Source organism: Gelatiniphilus marinus, assembly GCF_042684345.1.
In the GTDB taxonomy this organism is placed as follows: Bacteria; Bacteroidota; Bacteroidia; order Flavobacteriales; family Flavobacteriaceae; genus Gelatiniphilus; species Gelatiniphilus marinus.
In genome coordinates this window covers 860,452-884,834 of record NZ_JBHULK010000001.1, presented here as the reverse complement: position 1 = coordinate 884,834, position 24,383 = coordinate 860,452, and the positions used below count along the sequence as shown (strand labels likewise).

Annotated in this window: 16 protein-coding genes and 1 pseudogene; 16 read left to right on the top strand and 1 reads right to left on the bottom strand. The window is 35.4% G+C overall.

Going from position 1 to position 24,383, the window contains the following annotated elements; translation table 11 throughout:
• The first annotated feature begins 1 nt into the window (after position 1).
• The 9 genes from ACFSQS_RS03755 to ACFSQS_RS03715 all read left to right on the top strand — a co-directional run bounded on the left by ACFSQS_RS03755 (position 2) and on the right by ACFSQS_RS03715 (position 10,885).
• Positions 2–2,503 (top strand): heavy metal translocating P-type ATPase, encoded by a 2,502-nt coding sequence (locus ACFSQS_RS03755; RefSeq protein WP_388014311.1) that lies wholly within the window; start codon positions 2–4, stop codon positions 2,501–2,503.
• A gap of 19 nt (positions 2,504–2,522) precedes the next feature.
• Entirely contained in the window at positions 2,523–3,017 is a 495-nt protein-coding gene (locus tag ACFSQS_RS03750) for a DUF305 domain-containing protein (RefSeq protein ID WP_388014308.1), read from the top strand.
• Positions 3,007–4,785 carry an efflux RND transporter periplasmic adaptor subunit gene (locus ACFSQS_RS03745; RefSeq protein ID WP_388014305.1) on the top strand — a complete coding sequence of 593 codons (1,779 nt, stop codon included), beginning with the start codon at positions 3,007–3,009 and terminating at the stop codon, positions 4,783–4,785. Before ACFSQS_RS03750 ends, ACFSQS_RS03745 begins: the two co-directional genes overlap by 11 nt.
• A gap of 35 nt (positions 4,786–4,820) precedes the next feature.
• The gene (locus ACFSQS_RS03740) at positions 4,821–5,261 is read left to right on the top strand and encodes a heavy-metal-associated domain-containing protein (RefSeq protein ID WP_388014302.1); all 441 of its coding nucleotides are present in this window, start codon (positions 4,821–4,823) and stop codon (positions 5,259–5,261) included.
• A 1,142-nt stretch (positions 5,262–6,403) separates the two neighbouring features.
• On the top strand, positions 6,404–6,844 hold the full coding sequence (locus ACFSQS_RS03735) for a DUF6943 family protein (RefSeq protein ID WP_388014299.1): 441 nt from the start codon (positions 6,404–6,406) through the stop codon (positions 6,842–6,844).
• 125 nt (positions 6,845–6,969) lie between these two features.
• Positions 6,970–7,611 (top strand): DUF6266 family protein, encoded by a 642-nt coding sequence (locus tag ACFSQS_RS03730; protein ID WP_191099767.1) that lies wholly within the window; start codon positions 6,970–6,972, stop codon positions 7,609–7,611.
• Between the two features lie 381 nt (positions 7,612–7,992).
• Entirely contained in the window at positions 7,993–9,087 is a 1,095-nt protein-coding gene (locus ACFSQS_RS03725) for an NAD(P) transhydrogenase subunit alpha (RefSeq protein WP_388014295.1), read from the top strand.
• Positions 9,088–9,185: 98 nt separating this feature from the next.
• Complete coding sequence (locus ACFSQS_RS03720; RefSeq protein WP_388014292.1) at positions 9,186–9,500, top strand: NAD(P) transhydrogenase subunit alpha; 315 nt, start codon at positions 9,186–9,188, stop codon at positions 9,498–9,500.
• Positions 9,500–10,885 (top strand): NAD(P)(+) transhydrogenase (Re/Si-specific) subunit beta, encoded by a 1,386-nt coding sequence (locus ACFSQS_RS03715; protein ID WP_388014289.1) that lies wholly within the window; start codon positions 9,500–9,502, stop codon positions 10,883–10,885. Before ACFSQS_RS03720 ends, ACFSQS_RS03715 begins: the two co-directional genes overlap by 1 nt.
• Before the next feature lie 257 nt (positions 10,886–11,142).
• Here the strand turns inward: ACFSQS_RS03715 and ACFSQS_RS03710 are convergent, their stop codons facing one another.
• Positions 11,143–12,141 carry a metal-dependent hydrolase gene (locus ACFSQS_RS03710; RefSeq protein ID WP_388014286.1) on the bottom strand — a complete coding sequence of 333 codons (999 nt, stop codon included), beginning with the start codon at positions 12,139–12,141 and terminating at the stop codon, positions 11,143–11,145.
• Positions 12,142–12,308: 167 nt separating this feature from the next.
• Here ACFSQS_RS03710 and nrfH point away from each other — a divergent pair, with 167 nt between their 5' ends.
• From nrfH to ACFSQS_RS03675, 7 genes and pseudogenes are all read left to right on the top strand, one after another.
• Positions 12,309–12,908: a cytochrome c nitrite reductase small subunit gene (gene nrfH, locus ACFSQS_RS03705; RefSeq protein ID WP_388014283.1), complete on the top strand. Its 600-nt coding sequence runs from the start codon at positions 12,309–12,311 to the stop codon at positions 12,906–12,908.
• Positions 12,909–12,920: 12 nt separating this feature from the next.
• Positions 12,921–14,419, top strand: a pseudogene (gene nrfA, locus ACFSQS_RS03700) (ammonia-forming cytochrome c nitrite reductase).
• A gap of 87 nt (positions 14,420–14,506) precedes the next feature.
• Complete coding sequence (gene ccsA / locus ACFSQS_RS03695; protein ID WP_388014280.1) at positions 14,507–17,683, top strand: cytochrome c biogenesis protein CcsA; 3,177 nt, start codon at positions 14,507–14,509, stop codon at positions 17,681–17,683.
• A 174-nt stretch (positions 17,684–17,857) separates the two neighbouring features.
• Positions 17,858–18,307, top strand: a complete 450-nt coding sequence (locus ACFSQS_RS03690; RefSeq protein ID WP_388014277.1) for a hypothetical protein — start codon at positions 17,858–17,860, stop codon at positions 18,305–18,307.
• Positions 18,308–18,684: 377 nt separating this feature from the next.
• Positions 18,685–20,016: a hypothetical protein gene (locus tag ACFSQS_RS03685; protein WP_388014274.1), complete on the top strand. Its 1,332-nt coding sequence runs from the start codon at positions 18,685–18,687 to the stop codon at positions 20,014–20,016.
• 157 nt (positions 20,017–20,173) lie between these two features.
• A complete protein-coding gene (locus ACFSQS_RS03680) occupies positions 20,174–21,604 on the top strand; it encodes a T9SS type B sorting domain-containing protein (protein ID WP_388014271.1) in 1,431 nt (476 codons plus the stop codon).
• A 1-nt stretch (position 21,605) separates the two neighbouring features.
• Positions 21,606–24,191 (top strand): PorP/SprF family type IX secretion system membrane protein, encoded by a 2,586-nt coding sequence (locus tag ACFSQS_RS03675; protein WP_388014268.1) that lies wholly within the window; start codon positions 21,606–21,608, stop codon positions 24,189–24,191.
• Positions 24,192–24,383: the final 192 nt, after the last annotated feature.

Below are 24,383 nucleotides of genomic sequence, written 5' to 3'. Positions count from 1 at the left end.
TATGAAACACACATATCACATACACGGAATGACTTGCAACGGTTGTCGTACTCACGTAGAAGAAACACTTTCTAAAGTGAAAGGTGTTTCAAAAGCAACAGTCAATTTAGAAAAGGCAAAAGCTACAATCGAAATGGAATCCCATATTCCTATAGAAAAGTTTCAAGAAGCCTTAAAAAATGATGGTGGGAGATACAGTATTCATAAACAAGGTGAACATCATCACCATTTAGAAGATAAAAAGGAAAACCAACCAAAAGCAAAAGGCACAGGTACATTTTATTGTCCTATGCATTGTGAAGGAGATAAAACTTATGATAAAGCAGGAGATTGTCCTGTTTGCGGAATGGATTTGGTCGAAGAACAAAATCTAACAACAGCTACAACTGAACAATGGACGTGTCCAATGCACCCAGAAGTTGTAAAAGATGAAGCAGGTTCGTGTCCTATTTGCGGTATGGATTTAGTACCAATGCAACCAGATGTTTCAGCAGAAGAAAAGACCTATAAAAAATTATTGAAGAAGTTTTGGATAGCAACTGCATTCACATTACCAATATTCTTAATGGCTATGAGCGAAATGCTCAATAACAATCCATTGTACGATATAATGGAACAGAAATATTGGAATTGGATTCAGTTTGGATTATCTATTCCAGTTGTATTTTATGCGACTTGGATGTTTTTTGAACGTGCTTATAGAAGTATAAAAACGTGGAATCTCAATATGTTTACCCTAATTGGGATTGGTGCAGGTGTAGCTTGGTTGTTTAGTGTGTTTGGGATGTTTTTTCCAGATGTATTTCCGGCACAGTTTAAAACAGAATCAGGTGCAGTACACGTCTATTTTGAGGCAGCAACGGTTATTCTAACCTTGGTGCTTTTAGGACAGTTGTTAGAAGCGCGTGCACATAGTAAAACCAATTCGGCAGTAAAAGAGTTACTAAAGTTAGCACCTAATAAAGCCATAAAAATAATTGATGATGAAGAAATTGAAGTCAGTATCGATAAGATAGAATTAAATGATATTCTAAAAGTAAAACCTGGCGATAAAATTCCTGTGGATGGTGTGATAACTGAAGGCGAAACAACCATTGACGAATCTATGATTACAGGAGAACCTATTCCTGTAAACAAATCTCAAGATGATAAAGTAAGTAGCGGAACAATTAATGGGAATCAATCCTTTTTAATGAAAGCCAAAAAAGTAGGAAGTGATACGCTTTTATCTCAAATCATTCATATGGTTAATGATGCCAGTAGAAGTCGCGCACCTATTCAAAATTTAGCAGATAAAGTGTCAGGTTATTTTGTGCCAGTAGTAGTTCTTATTTCTATTATCACATTTATGGTTTGGGCAATTTGGGGCCCAGAACCTGCTTATGTGTATGCACTAGTCAATGCAATTGCAGTACTAATTATTGCGTGTCCTTGTGCTTTAGGTTTAGCAACACCAATGTCTGTAATGGTTGGTGTGGGTAAAGGTGCTCAAAATGGTGTATTGATTAAAAATGCCGAAGCTCTTGAAAAAATGGATAAGGTAAATACACTTATAGTTGATAAAACAGGAACAATTACAGAAGGAAAACCAACAGTAGAAACAGTAGGTGTTTTTAGTGATACTTTAAAAGAAAAAGAGCTATTACAATACATCGTTTCATTAAATACCAATAGTGAACATCCTTTGGCAGAAGCGACTGTTAAATATGGAAAAGAACATAACGCTGAAACAATAAAATCTGAAAACTTTAGTGCTGTCACAGGAAAAGGTGTTGAAGCGATAATAAATGATAAAAAAATAGCATTAGGAAATCCTAAAATGATGGAATATGCCAAAGCAGATATTACTTCTAAAATGAAAGACGAAGCTAAATCTTACCAAAAACAAGGTAAGACAGTTTCTTATTTGTCGATAGATAAAACCGTTGTTGGCTACGTAGTTATTGGAGATAAAATAAAAGAAACAAGTGCCAAAGCAATTAAAACACTTCAAGATAAAGGCATTGATGTTATAATGCTTACAGGCGATAATCACGATACCGCACAAGCAGTAGCTTCAGAACTAAATCTTGCAGATTTTAAAGCCAGTATGCTACCAGAAGACAAACTCAAAGAAGTAGAGAAACTACAAAAAAATGGAAAAGTAGTTGCTATGGCAGGTGATGGAATTAATGATGCACCAGCATTGGCAAAAAGTGATGTAGGTATTGCAATGGGTACAGGAACAGATGTGGCGATAGAAAGTGCAATGATAACCTTGGTAAAAGGAGATTTACAAGGCATTGTAAAGGCTAAAAATTTAAGTCATTCCGTAATGAAGAATATTAAGCAGAATCTATTTTTTGCACTTATTTATAACACATTAGGAGTACCTATTGCAGCAGGCGTATTATTCCCATTTTTTGGCATTTTATTGTCGCCAATGATAGCAGCTTTAGCAATGAGTTTTAGCTCGGTTTCGGTTATAGGTAATGCACTACGATTAAGAACAATTAAAGTTTAACCATTAAAATCAAAATTTTATGAACACACAAGAACACACAAACAACGATAATAAAGGTTTGAGCAATTACACTAAATTCTTTTTGATGTTAGGCTCATCATTTGTTGCAATGTATATCACAATGTACTTAAACACTTATGAATTTGACCACGTATGGTTTAGTCTAACACGATTTTATATGGTCTGTTTAGGTATTGCAGCTATGGCTTTAATTATGTTTTTCTTTATGAAGAATATGTACAAGAATAAAAGGAAAAATTTGGGTATTGTATTAGGTAGCATCGTCCTTTTCCTTGGTGCTTTAGGTTTAGTACGTGACCAAAAATCAACCGTAGGTGATGTACTTTGGATGAAGGGTATGATACCACATCATTCCATAGCAATTCTAACAAGCGAAAGAGCAGATATAAAAGACCCAGAAGTTAAACAATTAGCAGAGGATATTATTAAAGCACAGAAAAAGGAAATAGAAGAAATGAAAGCAATGATAAAACGATTAGAAAATGAAAAATAATAAAATAGTCATATACGTTGGCTTACTCGTAATAGGTGTGTTGTTGGGTTGGTTGCTATTTGGAGGTTCGTCCAATGAAAGTGCAAAACATAATCATAAGGAAACAACTGAAACCAATCAAATGTGGACCTGTTCAATGCACCCACAGATTATGCAACCAGAACCAGGTGATTGTCCTATCTGTGGAATGGATTTAATTCCTGCCGAAAGTAGTGCAGATGGTTTGTTGGCAGACCAATTCCAACTAACAGAAAATGCAATGGCATTAGCCAATATTCAAACGACAGTTGTTGGCAAAGGAAACATTGATGGGAATACCATTAAGCTATCAGGTAAAATTGCTGAAAATGAAGAAGCAAACGCAGTACAAGTCAGTTATTTTTCAGGAAGAATAGAACGTTTGAATATAAACTTTACTGGAGAGGAAGTAAACAAAGGTCAATTGTTGGCAACCATTTATTCGCCAGAATTGTATGCAGCACAACAGGAATTGATTACAGCATCATCTTTAAAGGAATCGCAACCTGCATTATATAAGGCAGTTCGTAATAAATTGAAGTTGTGGAAACTTTCTGAAAGTCAAATTAATCAAATAGAAGATACTGGAAAAGTAAAAGAAAACTTTCCAGTCTATGCTATGGTTTCAGGAACAGTTACCGAAAAATTGGTAGAGCAAGGCGATTACGTTAAACAAGGTCAACCCTTATTAAAAATTGCCAATCTCAACACAGTTTGGGGAAATTTTGATGTGTATGAAAATCAGATTGACCGCTTTACAAAAGGACAGGAAGTGTTGATAACAACCAATGCTTATCCTAATAAAGAGTTTAAAGGTAAAGTAGATTTCATTGACCCAGTTTTAAACACCAAAACAAGAACTGTAACCTTACGTGTGGTATTAAATAATAAGGATGATGTTTTTAAACCAGGAATGTTTGTAACGGCAAATATTGAACGAGTTTCAAGAAGTAATGATGAGGTATTAACAATCCCAGCATCTGCTATACTTTGGACAGGTGAACGTTCTGTGGTTTATTTAAAAACCAATCCAGACCAAACCGTTTTTGAAATGCGTGAAGTTGTTTTAGGTAATCAAATTGGTAATGAATATGAAGTTTTAGAAGGATTATTTGTTGGAAATGAAATCGTAACTAACGGAACTTTTACGGTTGATGCAGCAGCTCAATTACAAGGAAAAAAGTCTATGATGAATAAAGATGGTGGTAAAGTAATGACTGGACACGAAGGTCATTTAGGTATGGAAAACAATTTACCCAACAAAGAAAGTGACCATACTAATATGAACGAAAGATTGACAGTATCAGAGAAATTCCAAGAACAATTAAAAGTTGTTTACAATGATTATATCAATTTAAAAAATGCTTTAGTAAAGGAAGATTCAAAAATTACTTCAGTTAATGCAACAAGTTTATTTGACAATTTAGGTAAAGTTGATATGAAATTATTATCAGACAATAATGCTCACGCACATTGGATGTCATTAGTAAAAGAAATACAATCTTCTGCAACATCCATTTCTAAAACGTCAGATATAAAAGAACAAAGAGACCACTTCAAACATCTATCATCACATTTAATAAATGCTGTACAATTGTTTGGTGTTAATGAAAAAGTGTATGTGGAATTTTGTCCTATGGCAGATAACAACAATGGTGCATATTGGTTGAGTAAAGAAGAAAAAGTAATCAATCCATATTTTGGTGAAGCAATGCTAACCTGTGGTGAAGTAAAACAAGTAATAGAATAATAATAAATCAAGTAATAACAATTAAATTTTAAACAATGAAGAAAGTAATTTTAAGTGTAGTTGCAATAGCAGCATTAGGTTTAACAAGTTGTAAAAACGAAACTAAAAAAGTTGAAGATACTACAACAACAGAAGTGTCAAAAGAAATCGCAATGATAGATTTATCTTTTGGAGTAAGAGGAAATTGTGGTATGTGTAAAAGTACCATTGAAAAAGCAGCCAATAGTGTTGAAGGTGTTGCAAGTGCCAATTGGGATGTCGATAAAAAGAAGATTGATGTTTCTTTTGATGATACCAAAACAGATGCTATGACAATTCACAAAGCTATTGCAGCTTCAGGGTATGATACTGAAAAAGTTGCAGGTAGTGAAGAAGCCTATAAAGATTTACCAGGTTGTTGTAAATACGACCACGAAATGATGATGAATCAGTCAGGTGAAATGAAATCGGAAGACCATTCAAATCACGACCATTAAGCCAATAATTTAAGAGTCTTTTTCGAAAGGCTCTTTTTTATTCCCCACAACCCAAAACCCAGTTTTTTCGTACCTCAAAATCCTCTGTCTTTTGTGTTGTTCCGCTCGCCAATGCATAATTGGTTTTATGTCATAATACTTGTAGCCAACGCTATAATGGCACATTGCTTGTTTTATTTAAACGTCGTTATTTTATAAAATTGGTACAATAAAAAAGCAAAGAGCCATTGCCAACGCTCAAACAACTATAACGCCAGTAAACCAATCCCAAGCTATGTTACATAATAGAAGTTATAGTAGCAAAAATCCTTTCAATGGTTGCCTACGGCGTTTTATTATATTTTCGTAGCTATAACTGCTATTATGTAAAATATCCGCTTATCCAACGCTCACATCCGAACTTTTAATCACATTTTGAACAAGTATTAAACAGTCGTACATTTAAAGGGTAACGTTAATTTTGAATAATATTAGTTATCTCATTCAACTGCACAAAACCATCGTTAAGTCCAAGTATTCCTTACCTCAAGTCTTTGTTTGTTTCATTTCGCTAACAAACATTATAGTCCACTTTTCCCCACCACCCAAGAAATAGGATATAAAAAAATAGGTTTACAATATTTATAGTACGCCATAGCACATTACTTTTTATCGCTCGCCTTGTCTCGAGCGCCAGTCGAGAGGTCAAAAAAGTAATAAGCTATTGTCTAAAAGTCCTGTATAAGTAGCTTGTTTAAATGCTGTTTTATCAAACAACTATTTAAAATTCTACCCATACAAACGCTTCATCCACCGCTCAATGCGTTTAGTAAACCTATTTTTTTAAGAGTTAATTCCCCAGAAAATTTAAAAGCAAATTGAATCAAGTTTAAACCAATTTGAAATATTAAAATAAAAAAAGATGGCAAATATATGTGGCTACCTTTGCCAACCGCACAAGGCTATAAAGGTCAAGCCCTACGGGTTTTGAATAAAACTTTTTTCAACACCCTTTTTCTTTTGATTTAAACATTCAACTCAAAAAACTTTTACCCAAAAACCTTGACAGCCTTACCCACGCCACAACAACTATAGCTATCTTTTTTCTTTTCAAAAAAAATAATGGCGCGAAGCGTAGCGAAGCAATTTTAAATTGGATAGCTATGTCAACTTTTGAACTAAAAACACACCAAGTCGGAAGAACTTACTCAAACCCTCACTTTTTTATACTAAACAAAGGACTAAACAGCGGAAAACCCTTGACAAATCCTTGTCCTAATTGTTTTGTAGTCACAACTTCAACCGAAGAAGAAAAAAACACGCTTTTTCACATATCTATGATGTTGCAAATTGGCGGTTTTTACGCTTACTATTTAAAAGGAAGTGTTATTCCGTTTATTTCAATAGATGATTGTAGGAACATTTTGAAAAACAGCTACAGCTCATTGTTTTATGATTCAATTCAGTTGCAAAAACATATTAATATTGTGTCAGCAATTAATAAAAAGGAAAAGGAGCTTCATAAAATCATTTCAAAAATGGCAGATTTGAAAGTGTCATATATTCAAAGTTTATTTTCTAAAATGCAAAAAGAAGCAATCTAAAGCAACAAAATCCATATCGAAAGAATAGCATAAAACTTGCCATATATTTCAATGGAAGGTACAACTTCGTGTTAAGTCCGTACCAAGTCCGAAGAAAATTATGTTTCATTTAAATTATTTATGTTATGGGTAAAATTGCTCAAGGTATTTTAGGAGGTCTTTCAGGTAAGGTTGGTAACGTTATCGGTGGAAGCTGGAAAGGAATTGATTACATTAGAATTAAACCTTCAAGTGTAGCCAATCCAAGAACTGTTGGTCAAGTAAACCAAAGAACCAAGTTTACTGCCACTTTAGAATTTTTACAGGCTGTAAAGCCTTTTATTAAGTTAGGATATAAAGGGTTAGCTGTTAAGAAAACAGAATTTAATGCTGCGATGTCGTATGTGTTGAATAATGCGATTACAGGTACTGAACCTAACTTTGTTGTTGACTATCCAAACGCTTTAGTAAGTCGCGGAGGTTTATCTGGTGTTCTAAACCCAACGACTGATTTGGCAACTGCTGGAGAAGTAACGTTTGGTTGGGATGATAACTCTGCTGAAGGTAACGCAAATGCTACTGATAAGGCGATGTTGTTAGTTTATAATCCATCAAAAAAGGAATCTATTTCTTTACTTGATGGAGCAGACAGAACAGTAGGTTCTCAAATTATTCCAATTCCAACTACTTATGCAGGAGATACAGTAGAGCTATTTATGGCTTTTATTACTGCTGATGGTAGTCAAGTATCAAACAGTATTTATTTAGGCTCTGGTACAGCTAATTAATGCTTGGTGTTTTTATTTGGAAACCGCTCTAATCGAGCGGTTTTTTTTATACTATATTTGTTCAGCTATTTATTAATAGTTGTTGTCAATCTTCTCTTATTATCCATTTTTTGTATGCTATTTGTTGCCCAAATAGATTAGTATCAATGAATACAGGGTTAGTTAAATATTGTATAGGGAAGTAAACCTGTTAACTCGTTTAATGTCATTTAACACGATTTTATGTTAAATTACTGAAAATTTTAAAACAGATTTTCGATTTGGTTAAAAATATGATTTGAACACAGAAAAATGCACTCTAATAAAGTGCTTATAATTAATAAAATTTTTACTTTTGGCCGCACAAACTTTAAAAGTTAAATAATTAAAATAAATAGATTCATGGTAATTGGGGTATTAAAAGAATGGTTTGATAATAAAGTTGGTTTAGTTCCTGCTGTTGTAAAAAAGCTTATTGCTAAAGGATATACTGTGCAAATAGAGACAAAATCGGGGAGGTCCTCTTATATAGCTAACGCTGATTTTGAAGCTGCTGGGGCAATCATTAAAGAAAGAGACGAAATTTTTAAAAGTTCAGATATTTTAATTTCTTTCACTCCAATAAAAGAAGAAGAATACAAAAAGTTTAAAAAGGGGGTTGTTTACATCTCAAATTTTAAACCTTACATCTACAAAGATGTAGCCGAAAAATTACAAAAATACGAAATTCAAGCTTTTAGTTTAGATATGATTCCTAGGTCGTCGATAGCTCAGTCTATGGATGTTTTATCATCTATGTCATCTATTGCAGGATACAAAGCTGTGTTAAAGGCTGCCGATTTGTTACCTAGATATTTTCCAATGTTAATAACATCTGCGGGTAGTGTTAAACCTGCAAAAGTTCTTGTAATAGGAGCTGGTGTTGCAGGCTTGCAAGCAATAGCTACTGCAAAACGAATAGGAGCGATTGTTGAGGCAGTAGATACAAGATTGGAAACTGAAGATGAAGTAAAGAGTTTAGGTGGTAAATTCTTAAAAGTAGAAGGTGCTAATCAATCAGTTAGCCAGGGTTATGGTAGCGAACAGACAGATGAGTTCATACAAAAACAACGCGAAATGATGTTTAAGCATATTACAGAAGCCGATGTTATTATTTGTACTGCTACTGTAAGAAGTACCAAAGCACCGGTAATTGTAACCAAGGAAATGGTTGAAAACATGCGCAGAGGTTCGGTAATTATTGATTTAGCATCAGATGCAGGAGGAAACTGCGAGCTAACCGAAGATGGAAAATCGGTTATTCACAACTATGTGCACATTATTGGAAATTCTAATCTATCTGATGGTGCCGTAGTGGATGCCAGCACCCTTTTTGCAAATAATATCTATAATTTTTTAAATCATATTTCAGATTCAGATTTAAAACTTAAAAGCACCGATCACGACGAAATCTACACATCTTCCTGTATTTCCAACTGCAATTTGGTCACTAACTAATTTATAAAACAATTAAAAAAAAGAAATTATGTGGATGAATTTAATTCATCCACATAATTTCTTTCAATAAATATTAACTAACTAAAAACGAATCCGTTATGAGTGAAATAATTCAATTCATTTCCAATAATTTAAACATGATTTATATTTTGGCCTTTGCTATCTTTTTAGGTTTCGAAATCATATCAAAAGTACCCACTGTATTGCATACGCCCTTAATGTCGGGTTCAAACGCCATTAGTGGCTTAATATTAATAGGGGCCATATTATTAATTCGAGTAACCCCTTCTGATAATTACATAACCCTTATTTTAGGAACTCTTGGTATTGTTTTTGGATCCATAAATGCTTTTGGTGGTTTTGCGGTTACAGGTAGAATGTTGGAAATGTTTAACAAAAAAAGAAAGAAATAATGACTGTTTTTTTTGATATTTTATTATTTATAAGCTCTATATTATTAATTGTTGGTTTAAGGAAATTATCTCATCCAGAATCAGCTAACAACGGAAATATACTCGCCGCCATTAGTGTTGGTCTGGGAATTATTGTATCTATTTTTTATCCGATGGAAACGCAAAACAACAATTATTTGTTTATTGCTTTAGGAATTATTATTGGTGGTATAATTGGTTTAATTGCAGCCAAAAAAGTAGCCATGACAGCAATGCCGGAAATGGTTTCCTTGTTTAATGGTTTTGGAGGTTTTTCTGCTGCTTTAATTTCATTAATTTGGCTAATTAACCATAACTCATCTGGCGGGTATGCAGATTTAAGCGTTGTACTGTTCAATCTTTTCTTAGGCTTTGTTGCCTTTACAGGGTCTATGGTCGCTTTTGGCAAATTAAGCGGAAAGCTTAAAGATAACCATCTAAAAATACCTTATGCCTCAATTGTAAATATTACATTGCTAATATTAGCTGTGGTATTAATTGGTGTTTTTGCATATCAAGGTAAACTAACCCACGTACACCTTATTCTATTTACAGTACTTTCAATAATCTATGGTGTAACTTTTGTGGCGCCAATTGGTGGAGCAGATATGCCGGTGGTTATCTCATTGTTAAATTCCTTAACAGGTATTACCGCTGCTATTTCAGGAGTTATGACAGATAATAAACTCATGCTACTTGGTGGTATTCTTGTTGGTTCTTCCGGTATTATTTTAACCTTGCTTATGTGTGTAGCCATGAATCGTTCTTTAGTAGCGGTTCTATTTGGTAGTTTTTCTTCTGCAAAAGCTGGAGAAACGGCAAACTCTGTAAATGGTGTTATTAAAGAAATCTCAGTTTCCGATTTGGCAATACAGCTAGCCTACACCGAGCGCGTGGCCATAATACCAGGTTATGGAATGGCAGTTGCCCAAGCGCAAAAAATTGTAAAAGATGTTGAAAACCTGCTCGCATCTAAAGGGGTAGAGCTTAAATATACCATACACCCAGTAGCAGGAAGAATGCCCGGGCACATGAACGTTTTACTTGCCGAGGCTAATGTTAATTACGATAAGTTGCTTGATTTGGAAGAATCTAACGAGTATTTATCCAGTACCGATGTTGCCATAGTTGTAGGGGCAAATGATGTTGTAAACCCATCTGCAAAAGAAGATCCTTCAAGTAAAATATATGGTATGCCAATTTTAGATTTAAGCCAGACTAAAAATGTGGTTGTTTTAAAACGTGGAATGAATCCTGGTTATGCAGGCATTGAAAATCCCTTGTTTTTTAAAGACAACACCAAGATGCTTTTTAGCGATGCAAAAAAATCTCTGGAAAGTATTTTAAGTGAATTAAAACAACTGTAGTTTTATAAATTCAGGTATTCATTTTTTTTTCAAATCGATTATTTTACGATTCTTGTTTAGAAAGTAAAACCTTGTTTTTTCAAGTGTTTTTTAAAAACAACAAGACTCCCAACATTTTTTTAGATAAGCTTATAGGCATTTAAAAAAAATGTTGGGAGTTTTTTAATGACAATCTAGTATAAAGGCTATTATTAAAGCCCATATTTTAGCAAGACATTGCTTATAAATTTTGCGTAAAGAATGTAGAATTCTATTAATCAATTCCCTTTTATACGTAGCCATAAATCAGCTAGTAGCGTTTTGGCATCACGCTTAGTTTTTTCTTGTTCTATAAAACTTACATTTCCAGATTCATCGGTTTTAATTTCATACTGAAACACAAAATCTTGAGACTTAGGAGCCATATTTAAAAGCCCAAACCGCAGGTCGTTGTAGAATAGCTTATCGCCTTTTTGGGTAATGGTGTACCAGCCTTCAGATATAGAAACCATCTTTTTAACTTTTTCGTTGTCAATAATATTACCAATTAACTCGTGGTTCTTTCTGTAACTTTCAAAAGTGATGGGTTGTGTATCAAAAAAGGAATAATTCCCCAATAGATAAGCATCTTTGGTATCTATATTAGCGCTCCATAATATGGTATTTAGCGGCGCTGGTCTGGTGTCAATTTCTTGGTATGCAATGTTTTGGTTTTTTAGTGCGTTTTCAAACTTGGTATAAGCATTCCATTTTAAAACAAAGGTCAGTGCTAAATAAAAAGAGCTTATAAAAAGTCCGGTGTAATTGAAAAAGCGTCTTTTTTTCGAGGTTCTTTTATGAGACATTGCCAAAATTAAAAACACTAAAAATGGCAGCGTGTACAGTGGGTCTATTACAAAAATGGTTTTAAATGCCAATCGCAAATCAAAAGGCCAAAATAGTTGGGTGCCCCAAGTGGTATGTGCATCTAAGATAGAATGTGTTAAAAATACCCAGAAAAACAACCAAGACCACCCCTTATAACTTTTAAAAGATTCGTATAATGATACCAGCCACCCAAAAAGCGGCGCAAAAAGGACTGCAAACAGTACAGAGTGCGAAAACCCTCTGTGAATTAATAATGATGTTACGGTGTCTGTAAAGTGCGATGCAAAAATATCTAAATCTGGTATGGTACCTGCAATGGCACCGTATAAAATGGCTTTATTGCCTACCTTTTTTCCTAAAACGGCTTCGCCAACGGCGGCACCCAATACTATTTGTGTTAATGAATCCATAAATTCTACAAAAATAAGTCTTATAAAGTTAATCGCTTCAAGGTTTTTTTCTAGATTTTGTTAAACTTTATGACAATTATCATGTTTTAAAATTAAATAATACATCAATTTTGTTTTGTTGGTTTTTTATTTGTGATTATATTTATGAACGCAATAAACTCAAAGTATTGAATTTAAATAAAAAAATACTGCCGCCTAAAACATCAAGATGGCGCACCACTGCCGTTTTTTTTATTGCCGTAATTATTGGTCTGGGCTTGTTTATGGCTCGAGAATCTAAAATAACATCTTATCTTTCAGACAACCCGCAAGCCTGTGTAAACTGCCATGTTATGACACCCGTTTACAATAGTTGGATGCATAGTTCGCACCGCGAATGGGCCAATTGCAACGATTGCCACGTACCGCACGATAATGTATTCAACAAGTATTATTTTAAGGCTAAAGATGGTTTGTACCACGCCTCTGTTTTTACAGCCCGCGCAGAACCAGATGTTATCAAAATTAAAGAAGCCTCGCAAGAAGTGGTACAAAACAATTGCATACGCTGCCATGTACAGCAAGTAACCCAAGTAAAGTATAAAGGTTGGATTGAAGGCCATAAAGAAAACAGAACAGGGCGCCAATGTTGGAGCTGCCATACCCATGTACCGCACGGAAAAGTACGTGGATTAACCACTGTAAAATATAATATCGCACCATTGCCAACCGATCAAGAAGGACTTGTAATTCCTGCTTGGATGGATAAACAGATTAAAGACCAATAAAATTTTTATCAAATGAAAAACAAAGTATTATTTATAGTAACCATTATTGTAGTTTTTCTATTAGGGCTATTGGCATCTAGTATTGTAAACAGAAAATCTGAAGCTAAGTACAAATACGTACCGCAAGTTAATATTGCTGAAAACGAACCAAGAAACGAAGTCTGGGGCGAAAACTTTCCTTTAGAATACCAATCGTCTTTACAAACCCTAGATACTTCATTTGCATCTATGCAAGGTGGTTCTGCCATGCGTGATGTACTCGAAGAAGACCCTCGATTGGTTATATTATTTGCCGGATATGGCTTTTCTAAAGACTATAACCAAGGTAGGGGGCACGCATATGCCATAGAAGATGTACACAACACATTAAGAACCGGAGCACCAACATCCAAAGAAGATGGCCCCATGCCCGCAACTTGCTGGACCTGTAAAAGTCCAGATGTACCACGTTTAATGAATGAGAAAGGCATTGCCGAATTTTATAACGGAACATGGGCAGAAACGGTATCTGAGGTTGTTAACCCCATAGGATGTGCCGATTGCCACGATTCTAAAACCATGAAACTACGTATTTCCAGACCGGCTTTGGTAGAGGCTTTTGATGCCATGGGAAAAGATATTAACCAAGCTACGCACAACGAAATGCGCTCCCTGGTTTGTGCGCAATGCCATGTGGAATATTATTTTGATAAAAATTACCAGGAAAAGAAGGCGTGCCCTATTTAAAATTTCCTTGGAAAAATGGCATGACCGTTGAAAACATGGAAGAATACTATGACAATCTAGAGTTCGCAGATTGGACACACAAATTAAGTAAAGCACCCATGCTAAAAGCACAGCACCCAGGCTACGAAACCTTTAAAACCGGCGTACATGCCGATCGAGGCGTATCTTGTGCCGATTGCCACATGCCTTATAAAAGCGAAGGCGGACAAAAATTTACCGACCACCACATTCAATCACCATTAAACAACACATCTAATGCTTGTCAGGTTTGCCATAGAGAAGAATCCAGCAAATTGATAGCAAACGTTTATGAAAGACAGCGCAAAGCAACTGAAAATCGCCTTAAATTAGAAGACCTTTTGGTTAAAGCGCATTTGGAGGCTAAAAAATGCTGGGAATTGGGAGCAACAGAAGAGCAAATGAAACCCATTTTAACCGATATTCGCCACGGCCAATGGCGATGGGACTACTCTGCAGCAGCCCACGGTGCATCGTTCCATGCCCCAGTTGAAACCGCAAGGGTTATTGGAAGCGGTTTGGTAATAGCCCAAGAAGCACGCGTTAAGTTAGCACGTTTATTAGCAGATTTAGGGCATAATAAACCCGTAGAAATGCCAGACATTTCAACAAAAGAAAAAGCCCAAAAATATATAGGTTTAGATGTCGAAAAATTAAAAGCCGATAAACAAGAGTTTAAAAGAACACTTTTGCCAAAATGGCTTGACGAAGCCAAAGCACGCGAAGATAAAATGCCAATTCACGCTGTGTCTTCTACAAAAAAATAACCACATAAAAACATTGATGTAAAGATGCCTTATTAATTATCTAGTAAGGTATTTTTATATGTAAAACTCAACCTCATTTAATTTACAATGAATAAACTATTTCGCTTATTTTCTTCACCAATTTTAGCAACTGTATTACTCTTTTTATTTGCCATAGCTATGGCTGTTGCAACTTTTATAGAAAACGATTTTGGTACTGCAACAGCATGGAAATTAATTTACGATGCCTGGTGGTTCGAGCTTGTTATGTTGGGTTTATGCGTTTGCTTTATAATGAACATAAATAAATACAAGCTTTGGCGCATAGAGAAATGGGCGTTGTTAACTTTTCACCTCTCTTTTATAATTATTTTAATAGGTGCTGGAATTACACGTTATGCATCTTATGATGGTATTATGCGTATTCGCGAAGGTGCATCGTCTAACATAATAATATCCAGAAGCAATTATCTTCATCTGCATATTTCAGATGATAATAGCACAAAAACACTTCGGAAAAAACTTAGCTTTTCGCCATTGAGCGATAACGATTTTAAAGTTGAAACCGATTTTAACGGAACGCCAATAACAGTATCGTACAAAAACTTTATCGCCGATGCTATTCCACAAATAAAAGACAATTCCGAAAACGGCAAGCCCATGCTTTTAATGGTGGTTTCAACAGGAAATGGACGAGAAACCATTTTTTTGGAAAAAGGCGAAGTTGAAGCTGTTGGCGCGCATAAGCACAAGATTGGCTTCGATGTGGTTGCCCCCGATGTAATCAACATAACCGAAAACAATGGTGCGTTTCATATAAAATCGCCCAGAAATCTAGGCACATTTGTTATGGCAACCCAAACGGCGGGCACTATAAAAAAAGATAGCTTGTACACTATGCAATTACGTACGCTGTATCGTGATGGCGATGCGTCTTTTGTACCCATGTCTTATCACCCAAAAGGTGAAATAGTATTGATTAGCGATTCTGAAAAACCAAAAGACAACAGCCCACAAAAAGATGATGCTTTGCTGGTAAATGTACAGGTAAACGAAGCGGTTAAAGAGGCTACGCTGCTTTATCGTGAAGGGTTTTTACCAACAAATCACGATGTTAATATTAATGATTTAAACATTAGTTTATCATACGGATCCGAAGCCATAAAAACACCATTTTCAATTAAGTTAGACGATTTTCAGCTGGAGAGATACCCAGGTTCTACGAGCCCTTCGGCCTATGCCAGCGAAGTTCAGGTAATCGATAATAACACTAAAACACCGCACCGTATTTTTATGAATAATGTGTTGGATTACAAAGGGTATCGGTTTTTCCAAGCCAGTTATGATACAGACGAGTTGGGCACGGTATTATCGGTAAACCACGATGCTTTGGGTACAAACGTTACTTATTTAGGGTATTATTTAATGATGATAGGCATGTTTTTTACCCTTTTCGGAAAAACCTCCCGATTTAGACTAGTTAATAAAAAACTTAAAAAATTAAAACTAAAAACAGCTACAATGTTTTTGCTGTTTTTAGGCATTGCTAATGTTTCTTTTTCACAATCTAATGTTCCATCCGAAAAAGCAAAACCAACAATTAATATCCAATCTATTGAACAGCTTAGAATAGACGAGCAGCACGCAGATATGTTTGGCAGGCTTATGGTACAAGATTTAGACGGCCGAATAAAACCCATGAATACCTTGGCATCAGAGTTTTTAAGAAAACTATCGCGCAAACCCTATTTTAAGTTTTCCCAACAAGGCGAAAATGTGCGCTATTCTGCCAATCAAGCTTTTTTGGGCATGCAATCGGCATCGAATATTTGGCAATTTGTACCGCTTATTAAAGTGGATGTAAAAAAAGGAGGCACGCTTTTTTCAGATTTAGAAATCAGTGAAGATGATTTGGTCGCATTTACCACATTATTAGACGATAAAGGCAAATATATTTTGTCTGATGCTGTTGAAGCTGCCAATAAAAAGAAACCGGCCGAACGCAGCGAGTTTGATAAAGAAGTTTTAAAAGTTGACGAGCGCTTCAATATTTTGTTCAATGTGTTTTCTGGTAATTATTTAAAGATTTTCCCCAACAGCAACGACGAGAACAATACATGGCACAGCCATACCCATCACTTTCAAGATTTCCCTTTAGAAGATGCGCAATTTGCACAAAAAATTATACCGGCTTATTTTAAAGATGTAAACGAAAAAAAATGGGTTGATGCCAGTGAGAAATTAGAATATGTTAAAACCTTTCAAGACGTATTGGGAGCCGATATAATTCCGGGTCGTAAACGGGTAGAAGCAGAATTGTGGTACAATCAACTCAATCTTAATTTTTGGCTATTTCAAGCTTATTTTGTTATTGGGGGCTTGCTCTTGGTATTGGCCATTTCAAAAATTTTTACAAAAAACAAACTATTGGAAATTCTTTGGAATGGGCTAATAATTACAACGCTGGTTAGTTTTTTAATGTTTACAGGCAACATTATTTTAAGGTGGTATGTGGCGCAACACGCTCCTTGGAGCAATGGTTACGAAATGTTGGTTTTTGTAGCCTGGGTGCTTTTGCTTTGTGGATTGCTCACTTTTAGAAAATCTGATTTTTCACTTCCGTTAGCAACACTCTTTTCCGGAGCCTTACTGTTTGTTAGTTATTTGGATTGGTTAAGTCCGGAAATTACCAATTTAATGCCAGTATTAAAATCGGTATGGTTAAAAGTTCACGTGGCTACAATTGTAAGTAGTTACGGGCCATTGGCACTTTCGGCAGTATTAGGGTTTATGGCACTTTTACTTATGATTTTTAAAACCAAAAACTCTAAAAAAGAAATAGACATTCGTATTAAAGAGCTCACTTATATTAATGAAATATCCATGACCATTGGTTTGTTTGTACTGGCTATAGGTACATTTTTAGGCGGTATTTGGGCCAACGAATCTTGGGGGCGTTATTGGGCATGGGATCCTAAAGAAACTTGGGCACTTATTAGTATAATAGTGTATGCTATTGTGCTGCATCTTAGGCTTATACCAAATCTTAAGAGCAGTTTTATATTAAATTCGGCAAGTGTTTTTGCTTTTGCTTCTATAATTATGACCTCTTTTGGGGTAAATTACTATCTCTCGGGCTTGCACAGTTATGCTGCTGGAGACCCGCTACCAGTACCAAAGTTTATTTATGTTTTAGCGGCTTTGGTAATTATAGTTGTAATTGTTGCTTATTACAGAACTAAATCATTAAAAAAAAACAAATTAAGGGATAGCGCAATTGGCTAACCCAATACAAATTTTATTTTTTAAGTTTATGCCATAATGTACCCATGGTTTTAGCGCCAACAAACATGCGTTTGTATCTATAAAAATAAATTAATAACTATAAAAAACCGATAAAACGCTTGTTTTTTACGATTAATTACATAAATTTGTTGCTTAAATCCTTAAATCTTCAACATGAAAATTAAAATTATATTAATAAGTTTTAGCTTTTTTTTAGTTACAGGCCTTGGTTTTGCACAGAAAAGAAATGAGCCAAAAAGTATTATTAGCGATAACGTTTCTATAAAAAAATATCATACTAAAGAAGATCTTGATCGTATGCAAAAAGGACAATTGTTGGATTTGTATGTAGAGCGTATAGAAAGTCTTGTTAAATTGTTGCCTTACATTGCATTTGCAACCAAACCAGGAGTTACCATGACAACTTTGGGCATCCCTAACGATAAGGATAACAGAACGGCACTAGACGAGCAATTTGATGCTACCGAGAGTTTTCTAGAAACCAATAACGAGTTCCAAAGGCGTATTTTACCCTACTCTGATACCAAAAACCTAGTGGCAGCCATTCTTTTCTTTGAAGAAACCATGAAAGCCCTGCATGAATACAGCGAGTTTCAATTTTAACAAAAAAAGCTTTTATCTGCGTTTGTGCAATTGTAACTACTACATTTCTCCCATTATGTATGGTTATACTTTCATATAGCGCACTTCGGGCTTCTGTTTTCTAAAATTCACCTAATTTATTATATGCGCTGCAAGTGGTTAAGCCATCTATTTCAGGTACATAGGCTTTTTTTAAAATCCAGATCTTAAAAAAAACAAGAATTGGATCATTGTTTTTATATTTCTTAAAATGCATTTCGTCGATAAAACCATGTAGCAAAATTCATCATTTTATGTATTTTAACGAAATAATTGGTATTTCATGGATTTTTAATATATATTTGAGCGTTATATAAATAGGAAATCTTATTTGTTTTTTCCATCTTAAAAACCGAATTATGAAAAACTTTACTCAAATACTATGTATATGCCTTGTAATTACAGGGAATATTTTTGGGCAACAGGAAAAAGGAATAATTGGAGCCGATAATTGGCTGAATAATTGGACGGAGTTTAACCCTAAATTTGTCGATTATGGCGAGCCCACGCAAATTCTTGCCGGCAATATAACCGAAGATACCAAACTGTTAAAACGCTACAGATATTTGCTGTCGGGAAATGTTTTTGTTACCGATAGCACTACACTAACAATTGAACCCGGAACGGTAATAATGGGCGATTATGCTTCAAAAGGATCGCTTACCATTTCTAAAGGCGCTAAAATTGTGGCAGACGGATTAGAAACCGATCCCATTGTATTTACCTCAAACCGAAGCGTTAAACGAGCAGGAGATTGGGGCGGACTTATATTGCTTGGCGATGCGCCAATCACGAAATTTGGTAGCGGATCTGTTGCCTCATACTATGCACAATTAAATGCATCAATATATGCCAATTCTAACTACGGTGGCCAAAACCCTGCAAGTAATTCTGGTATTTTAAGATATGTAAGAATTGAATATGCTGGAAAAAGAATAAAAAATGCCGGATATTTTAATGGTCTTTTGTTGGCCAGTGTTGGCCATGAAACGGTTTTAGAAAACATTATGGTAAGCCATTGCGCCGGTAACTCGTTCGAGATTTTAGGAGGTGAGGTTAATTTAAACAAAGTCGTTTCTTATAAATCCAACGGTAACGATTTTATGTTTAATTTCGGCGCACAATCTAATTTAACAAATGCATTGGCAGTACGTTCGCCCTATATATCTAATAGATCGGGCGCTCGTTGTTTGCTTGTAAATTCGTATAATAATAAAGAGGAAGTCGATTTTACCAAAAAAGGCACCATGCTAGTTGCAAAAAACTTAACCCTTTTAACAGATAGCGACGATATTACCTCAGATATTAAACAAGGTTTGGTAAAAGAGGCCGTATATGTTGGGCACCTTGCTTCGCTTAACATGAATAAAAGCGTAATATCTGGATTTAACCCAGCGGTCTTGCTTGAAAATAAAATTAGGGTAAATCAAGAAAACCTAGAAAAAATACAGTTTTCAGATATGTATTTTAACAATTGCAACGGTAACATTTTTGTTGAAAACAATATGAACAACGAAGATTTAGAAAACTGGTATGGCAATTCTGCATTTTTTAATGTGTACGCCAATAGCAACAATTCTGAAACTTTTATAGATGCCAAAAACAGAAAGCGACCAGATTACAGGCTAAGGATTAACAAGATAATTGCATCAAATGAAGTAGATCCGGATTTAAAGAGATTAGACGATTAAAAAAAGAGTGTTTAGCCATTTTTTCAATAGCGTTTTTACAACTTGTTTACGACCCAAATCCCATATTTAAGTTTCCCATAAATATAAAAGACAGCGAGTTTAAATTTTAAAAAAACACCATCGAAAATGGCTTCTTCTTTAAAGAAAATTATAACAGATGAAGCATTTAACCTTAACCTACAGTCTTGCTTTTTTTATTCTTTTATTAACTAAGTCTATTGGTGCACAAGTGGTTATTAGTAACCCAAGTTTAGGGTTTACCCAAGCTTGCGCCAGCGATTCGTTTAATACTTACTATATTACTTTTGCTTTTTCTCCAGAGGCTAATTTAAGTTCAACCAATCAATTTATCATCGAGCTTTCAGATGCATCAGGGGCTTTTACAAACGCTACCGCGGTTTACACATCTGCACAGGGCACAATAACATCATCGCCAGCAACCATTGGTTTTTCATTGCCTACAGATGCTGTTGGCGAATCTTATAAGCTCAGGGTGAAAAGTACAGCACCTGTTGCTACAAGTACCGGATCTGTAGCTTTTCCGGCCTATTATAAAATACAAGATACACCTTTTTCAATAAACAATTTAATCGATACGGGTATGTACTGTTCTGGCGGTAGCTACTTATTAACTATAGATAACCCTGGTGCAGATGACAACGATTCGCCATTGCAGTACCCAATGCTCACTTATAATTGGTATAAAGAAACCAGTTTAACCACATCGGTTTTTGTGGCATCGGGTAATACACTATCGGTTAATCAACCAGGGACCTATTTTGCCGAAACCAATTATGGTTCTTGTACATCCAATTCATTTTCAAACCGGGTTACGGTAGGCGAATCTACAACCAACGGTACCTTTGCTATTAGTTCCAGTCTGGGCAACCCTTACTGCGCAAGTCAAGGCTCAACATCTTTAAGCGCTATAAACGGTGTAAGTTACAAGTGGTATAAAGATGGGGTAGAAATTCCCGGGGCCACAAACCAAATGTATGTAACCAATGAGTCTGGCGAATTTTCTGTAGATGTCGATTTGGGCGATTGTAGTACCAGTGCATCAATAAATTTAGATGGTTATGGCTTTACAAGCGATATTGATGTATTAGGTGTTAACACCATTGATGATAACCAAACCCTAGTAGCCACAGTAACAACAACTGCCAATAGCCCCGAGTTTAAATGGTATTTTAATAATGTGTTAATTACAGGTGCCACAACCCAAACTTACCAAGCCACCAAAACAGGAAATTATAAGGTTGAAGTTACCCAAACACTTGGCTGCGTAGCCACCAAAGAGCACTCATTTATTTTAAGCAAGAGTGCATCTAAAATACCCAATTTGGTTAGCCCGAACTCAGATGGCTTTAATGATACATGGATTATACCCAAAGCATATTTAAGCGGAACAAACACCGAAGTGCTAATCATGGATTCCCAAGGAAAGATAGTGTTTAAAACCATAGATTATACAAACAATTGGCCCGAGAACCAATTGGATTTTAACAGTATAAACCCTGTTTATTATTATGTTATTACCACCTCGGATAACAAAACAAAAAAAGGCTCGATTACTATCGTAAAATAAAATGAAAAAATGGCTTTTACATATCGTTTTGTTTTTTTGTATCGCTCAACAATCATATGCCCAAGATAATGGCGTAGTTGCCTTTGATGTGCCCTCAAGAAACTCTTTAAAATTTAATAAATACACCATAAACCCAACATTTAGTTTTGTTAGAGAACAAAATAAATATATTACCTTTTACAATAAAAGGCAATGGGTACAGTTTGATGATGCTCCGTTAAACTATTTGGCAAGTTATGCCGGCAGGTTTAGGGAAAATATGGGCTTAGGCGTTGGCCTGTTTCAGCAAGATTATGGTGTGTTGACTACCTTTGGTGGCATATTGAATTTTGCCTACAATGCGGCACTTAACACCGAAAGCAATTTAACGTTCGGGCTTAATCTTGGGTTTTACAAAAGCGGTATAAACGAGGGTAGTGTCAATACAAATTTCCTCGATCCATCGCTGGAAAACATACCTTCAAATTCAATAATCACAATAAACCCGGGTATAAATTACGGTACAACTTTTATTGATTTGGGGCTTTCAGTTAAAAATGCCGTTTCCTATAATTTGTTAACCTCTCAAATGATTCAAAACAACCCAGAACAAAGCATTCAAGGGCATTTAATGTACACAGGTTACCTAAGTAGCCGTGGTTTTTTCGATGAGGGTAAATTTACGGGATTGTTGCGTTCCGAATTCAAAAAAAACCAAACCGTAGTCTCTGGATTGGTTATGCTTAACGTACCCAAAGGTATATGGGCACAAGCTGGCTATAACAGTCTATACGGTGTTTCAGGCGGATTGGGCTTGAACATTACCACACAATTAGCGGTTGAGTATAATTACGAAAAAGCTATTGGAGATCTGTTAACTTTTGGTAACTCTCACGAGATTACTTTGGCCTACAAATTTAAAAACAAACAACGCTACAGTTATAGCGGTGATGATGACGAGCAAGCCCTTATAAACACAAATACCAAGAAAAAGGTACTTGCTAAAAACAGTACAGCACCAAAGCTTAGCATAGAAGAAAGGCGCCTAGCAAAAGCAGAAGCTCAAGCAAGAATTAAAGCAAGACGTGAAGCTGCAGCAGCCAAAGCGGAAGCAAGAAAAGTGGCCGCTCAACAAAGACAAGCAAAAGCAGAACAAGAAAATATTGCTAAAATTGCCACTGAAGTAGCCAAATCAAAAGCGAGCGAGGATACCCAAGCACTAAAGGAAGCAGAAGTTAAAGTTGAAGCAAATAAAAACAACGAAGCAGAAAAAATAAAGCAGGAAGAGGTAGCAAAAATAGAAGCCCTGAAAAAAGCAGAAGCCGAAAAGCAGAAGATAGAAGCTGCAGCTAAACTAAAAGCTGCGGAAGCTGCCCAATTAGAATTGGAAAAGGAAGCCCAGGCAAAAGCAGACCAGGAAAACCGAATCAAGTTGCAAGAAGAGGCTAAAGCTGAGGCTCAGAATAAAGCAGATGAAGAACGATTAAAATTAGAGGAAACAGCTAAACTAAAAGTCGAAATTGAAGCCAAAACAAAGGCTGAAGAAGCTCAAGCAAAAATTGAAACTCAGGTAGAAATTGAAGCACAGAAAAAAGCAGAAGGTCAAGCTGTTGAAAATAAGCAAATTAGCGATACAGCAGCAATTAAGAAAACCCAACCCAAAGCGGCACCAAATGCAATAAAAGACGAAACAATACAAATGATAGAGCTAGACGGTGTATTAGTGCCCGTGCCAACAAACCAAAACACAAGGTACCTAAACGACCTCACCAAATTAACAGCTAATTCTAAAATAGAACAGCAAAAATTATTGTTAAAATTAAGCGAAACGGTTGATAGTAGAAATCAAGATCTTAAAGATTTAAAAGAAGAAAACGATTTAAGCGAACGTGGTATTTACAAGGCACCTAAACCATTTAAAAGTGTTTCGGCAGAAAACGCCAAATTAGAATCTTTAAAGCAAGAAGTGGACAACGTAATAAAATCGCAAAACAACCAAATTGCACAATTAGAGAATTTATATAACGAGAGGCTTAAAACGGTTAACGATAAAAACGATGCTGCCAATATATTCTATTCTAAAACAATACAGGATCTTAAAACCGAACAGAGAAAAGCCATACAAACAAAGCAAAACCTATTGTCTAACTTGCAAGCCATTAATGAAGCTACTGAAATAGAAAGAAAACGAAGAATAAAACGTGCTGTTTATGATAATGAGGAAGACCGGTATTTAAAAGACAGAGCAGCCTTAAAACAAATAAAACAATTTACCCCGTTAGCCTCTGAGCCTTTAACGGCAGCCGACTTTGACTCTGGTGAGCAACAGGGCACTAGCATTCAAATTGTAAAAGAAGTAAAGCATGTAGAAAGCGGTTATTATGTTGTAGTTGCGGTACATAGCGATGTGTTGAAAAGAGACGAATTTTTAAGGAAAGCTGTCGCTGCCGGACAAACAAACATAGATTTCTTCTTTGATGTATCATCTAATAAATACTATATCCACTATCAAAAATTCAATGATATCGATTCTGCTAAAAATGCTATGAAATTAAAAGGAACCAAGCCTTACAACAATAATATGGCGATGGTAAAAGTTGAAAATTAACGTTGTAGCTTGGTGCAAAACAAAGGTGTTTTTGGTTTCCGGCTTAGGGTTGCTAGAGAAGTAATTAAAACTAGTTTTTTTATATATATTTTAAAATCACCGGGATAATTATAATCATTCTAAATTACAGGTCAATTAAAAAACCGATTTTTTTACTGTAAAATATTACAAAAAAAACAACTACAAGGGTTT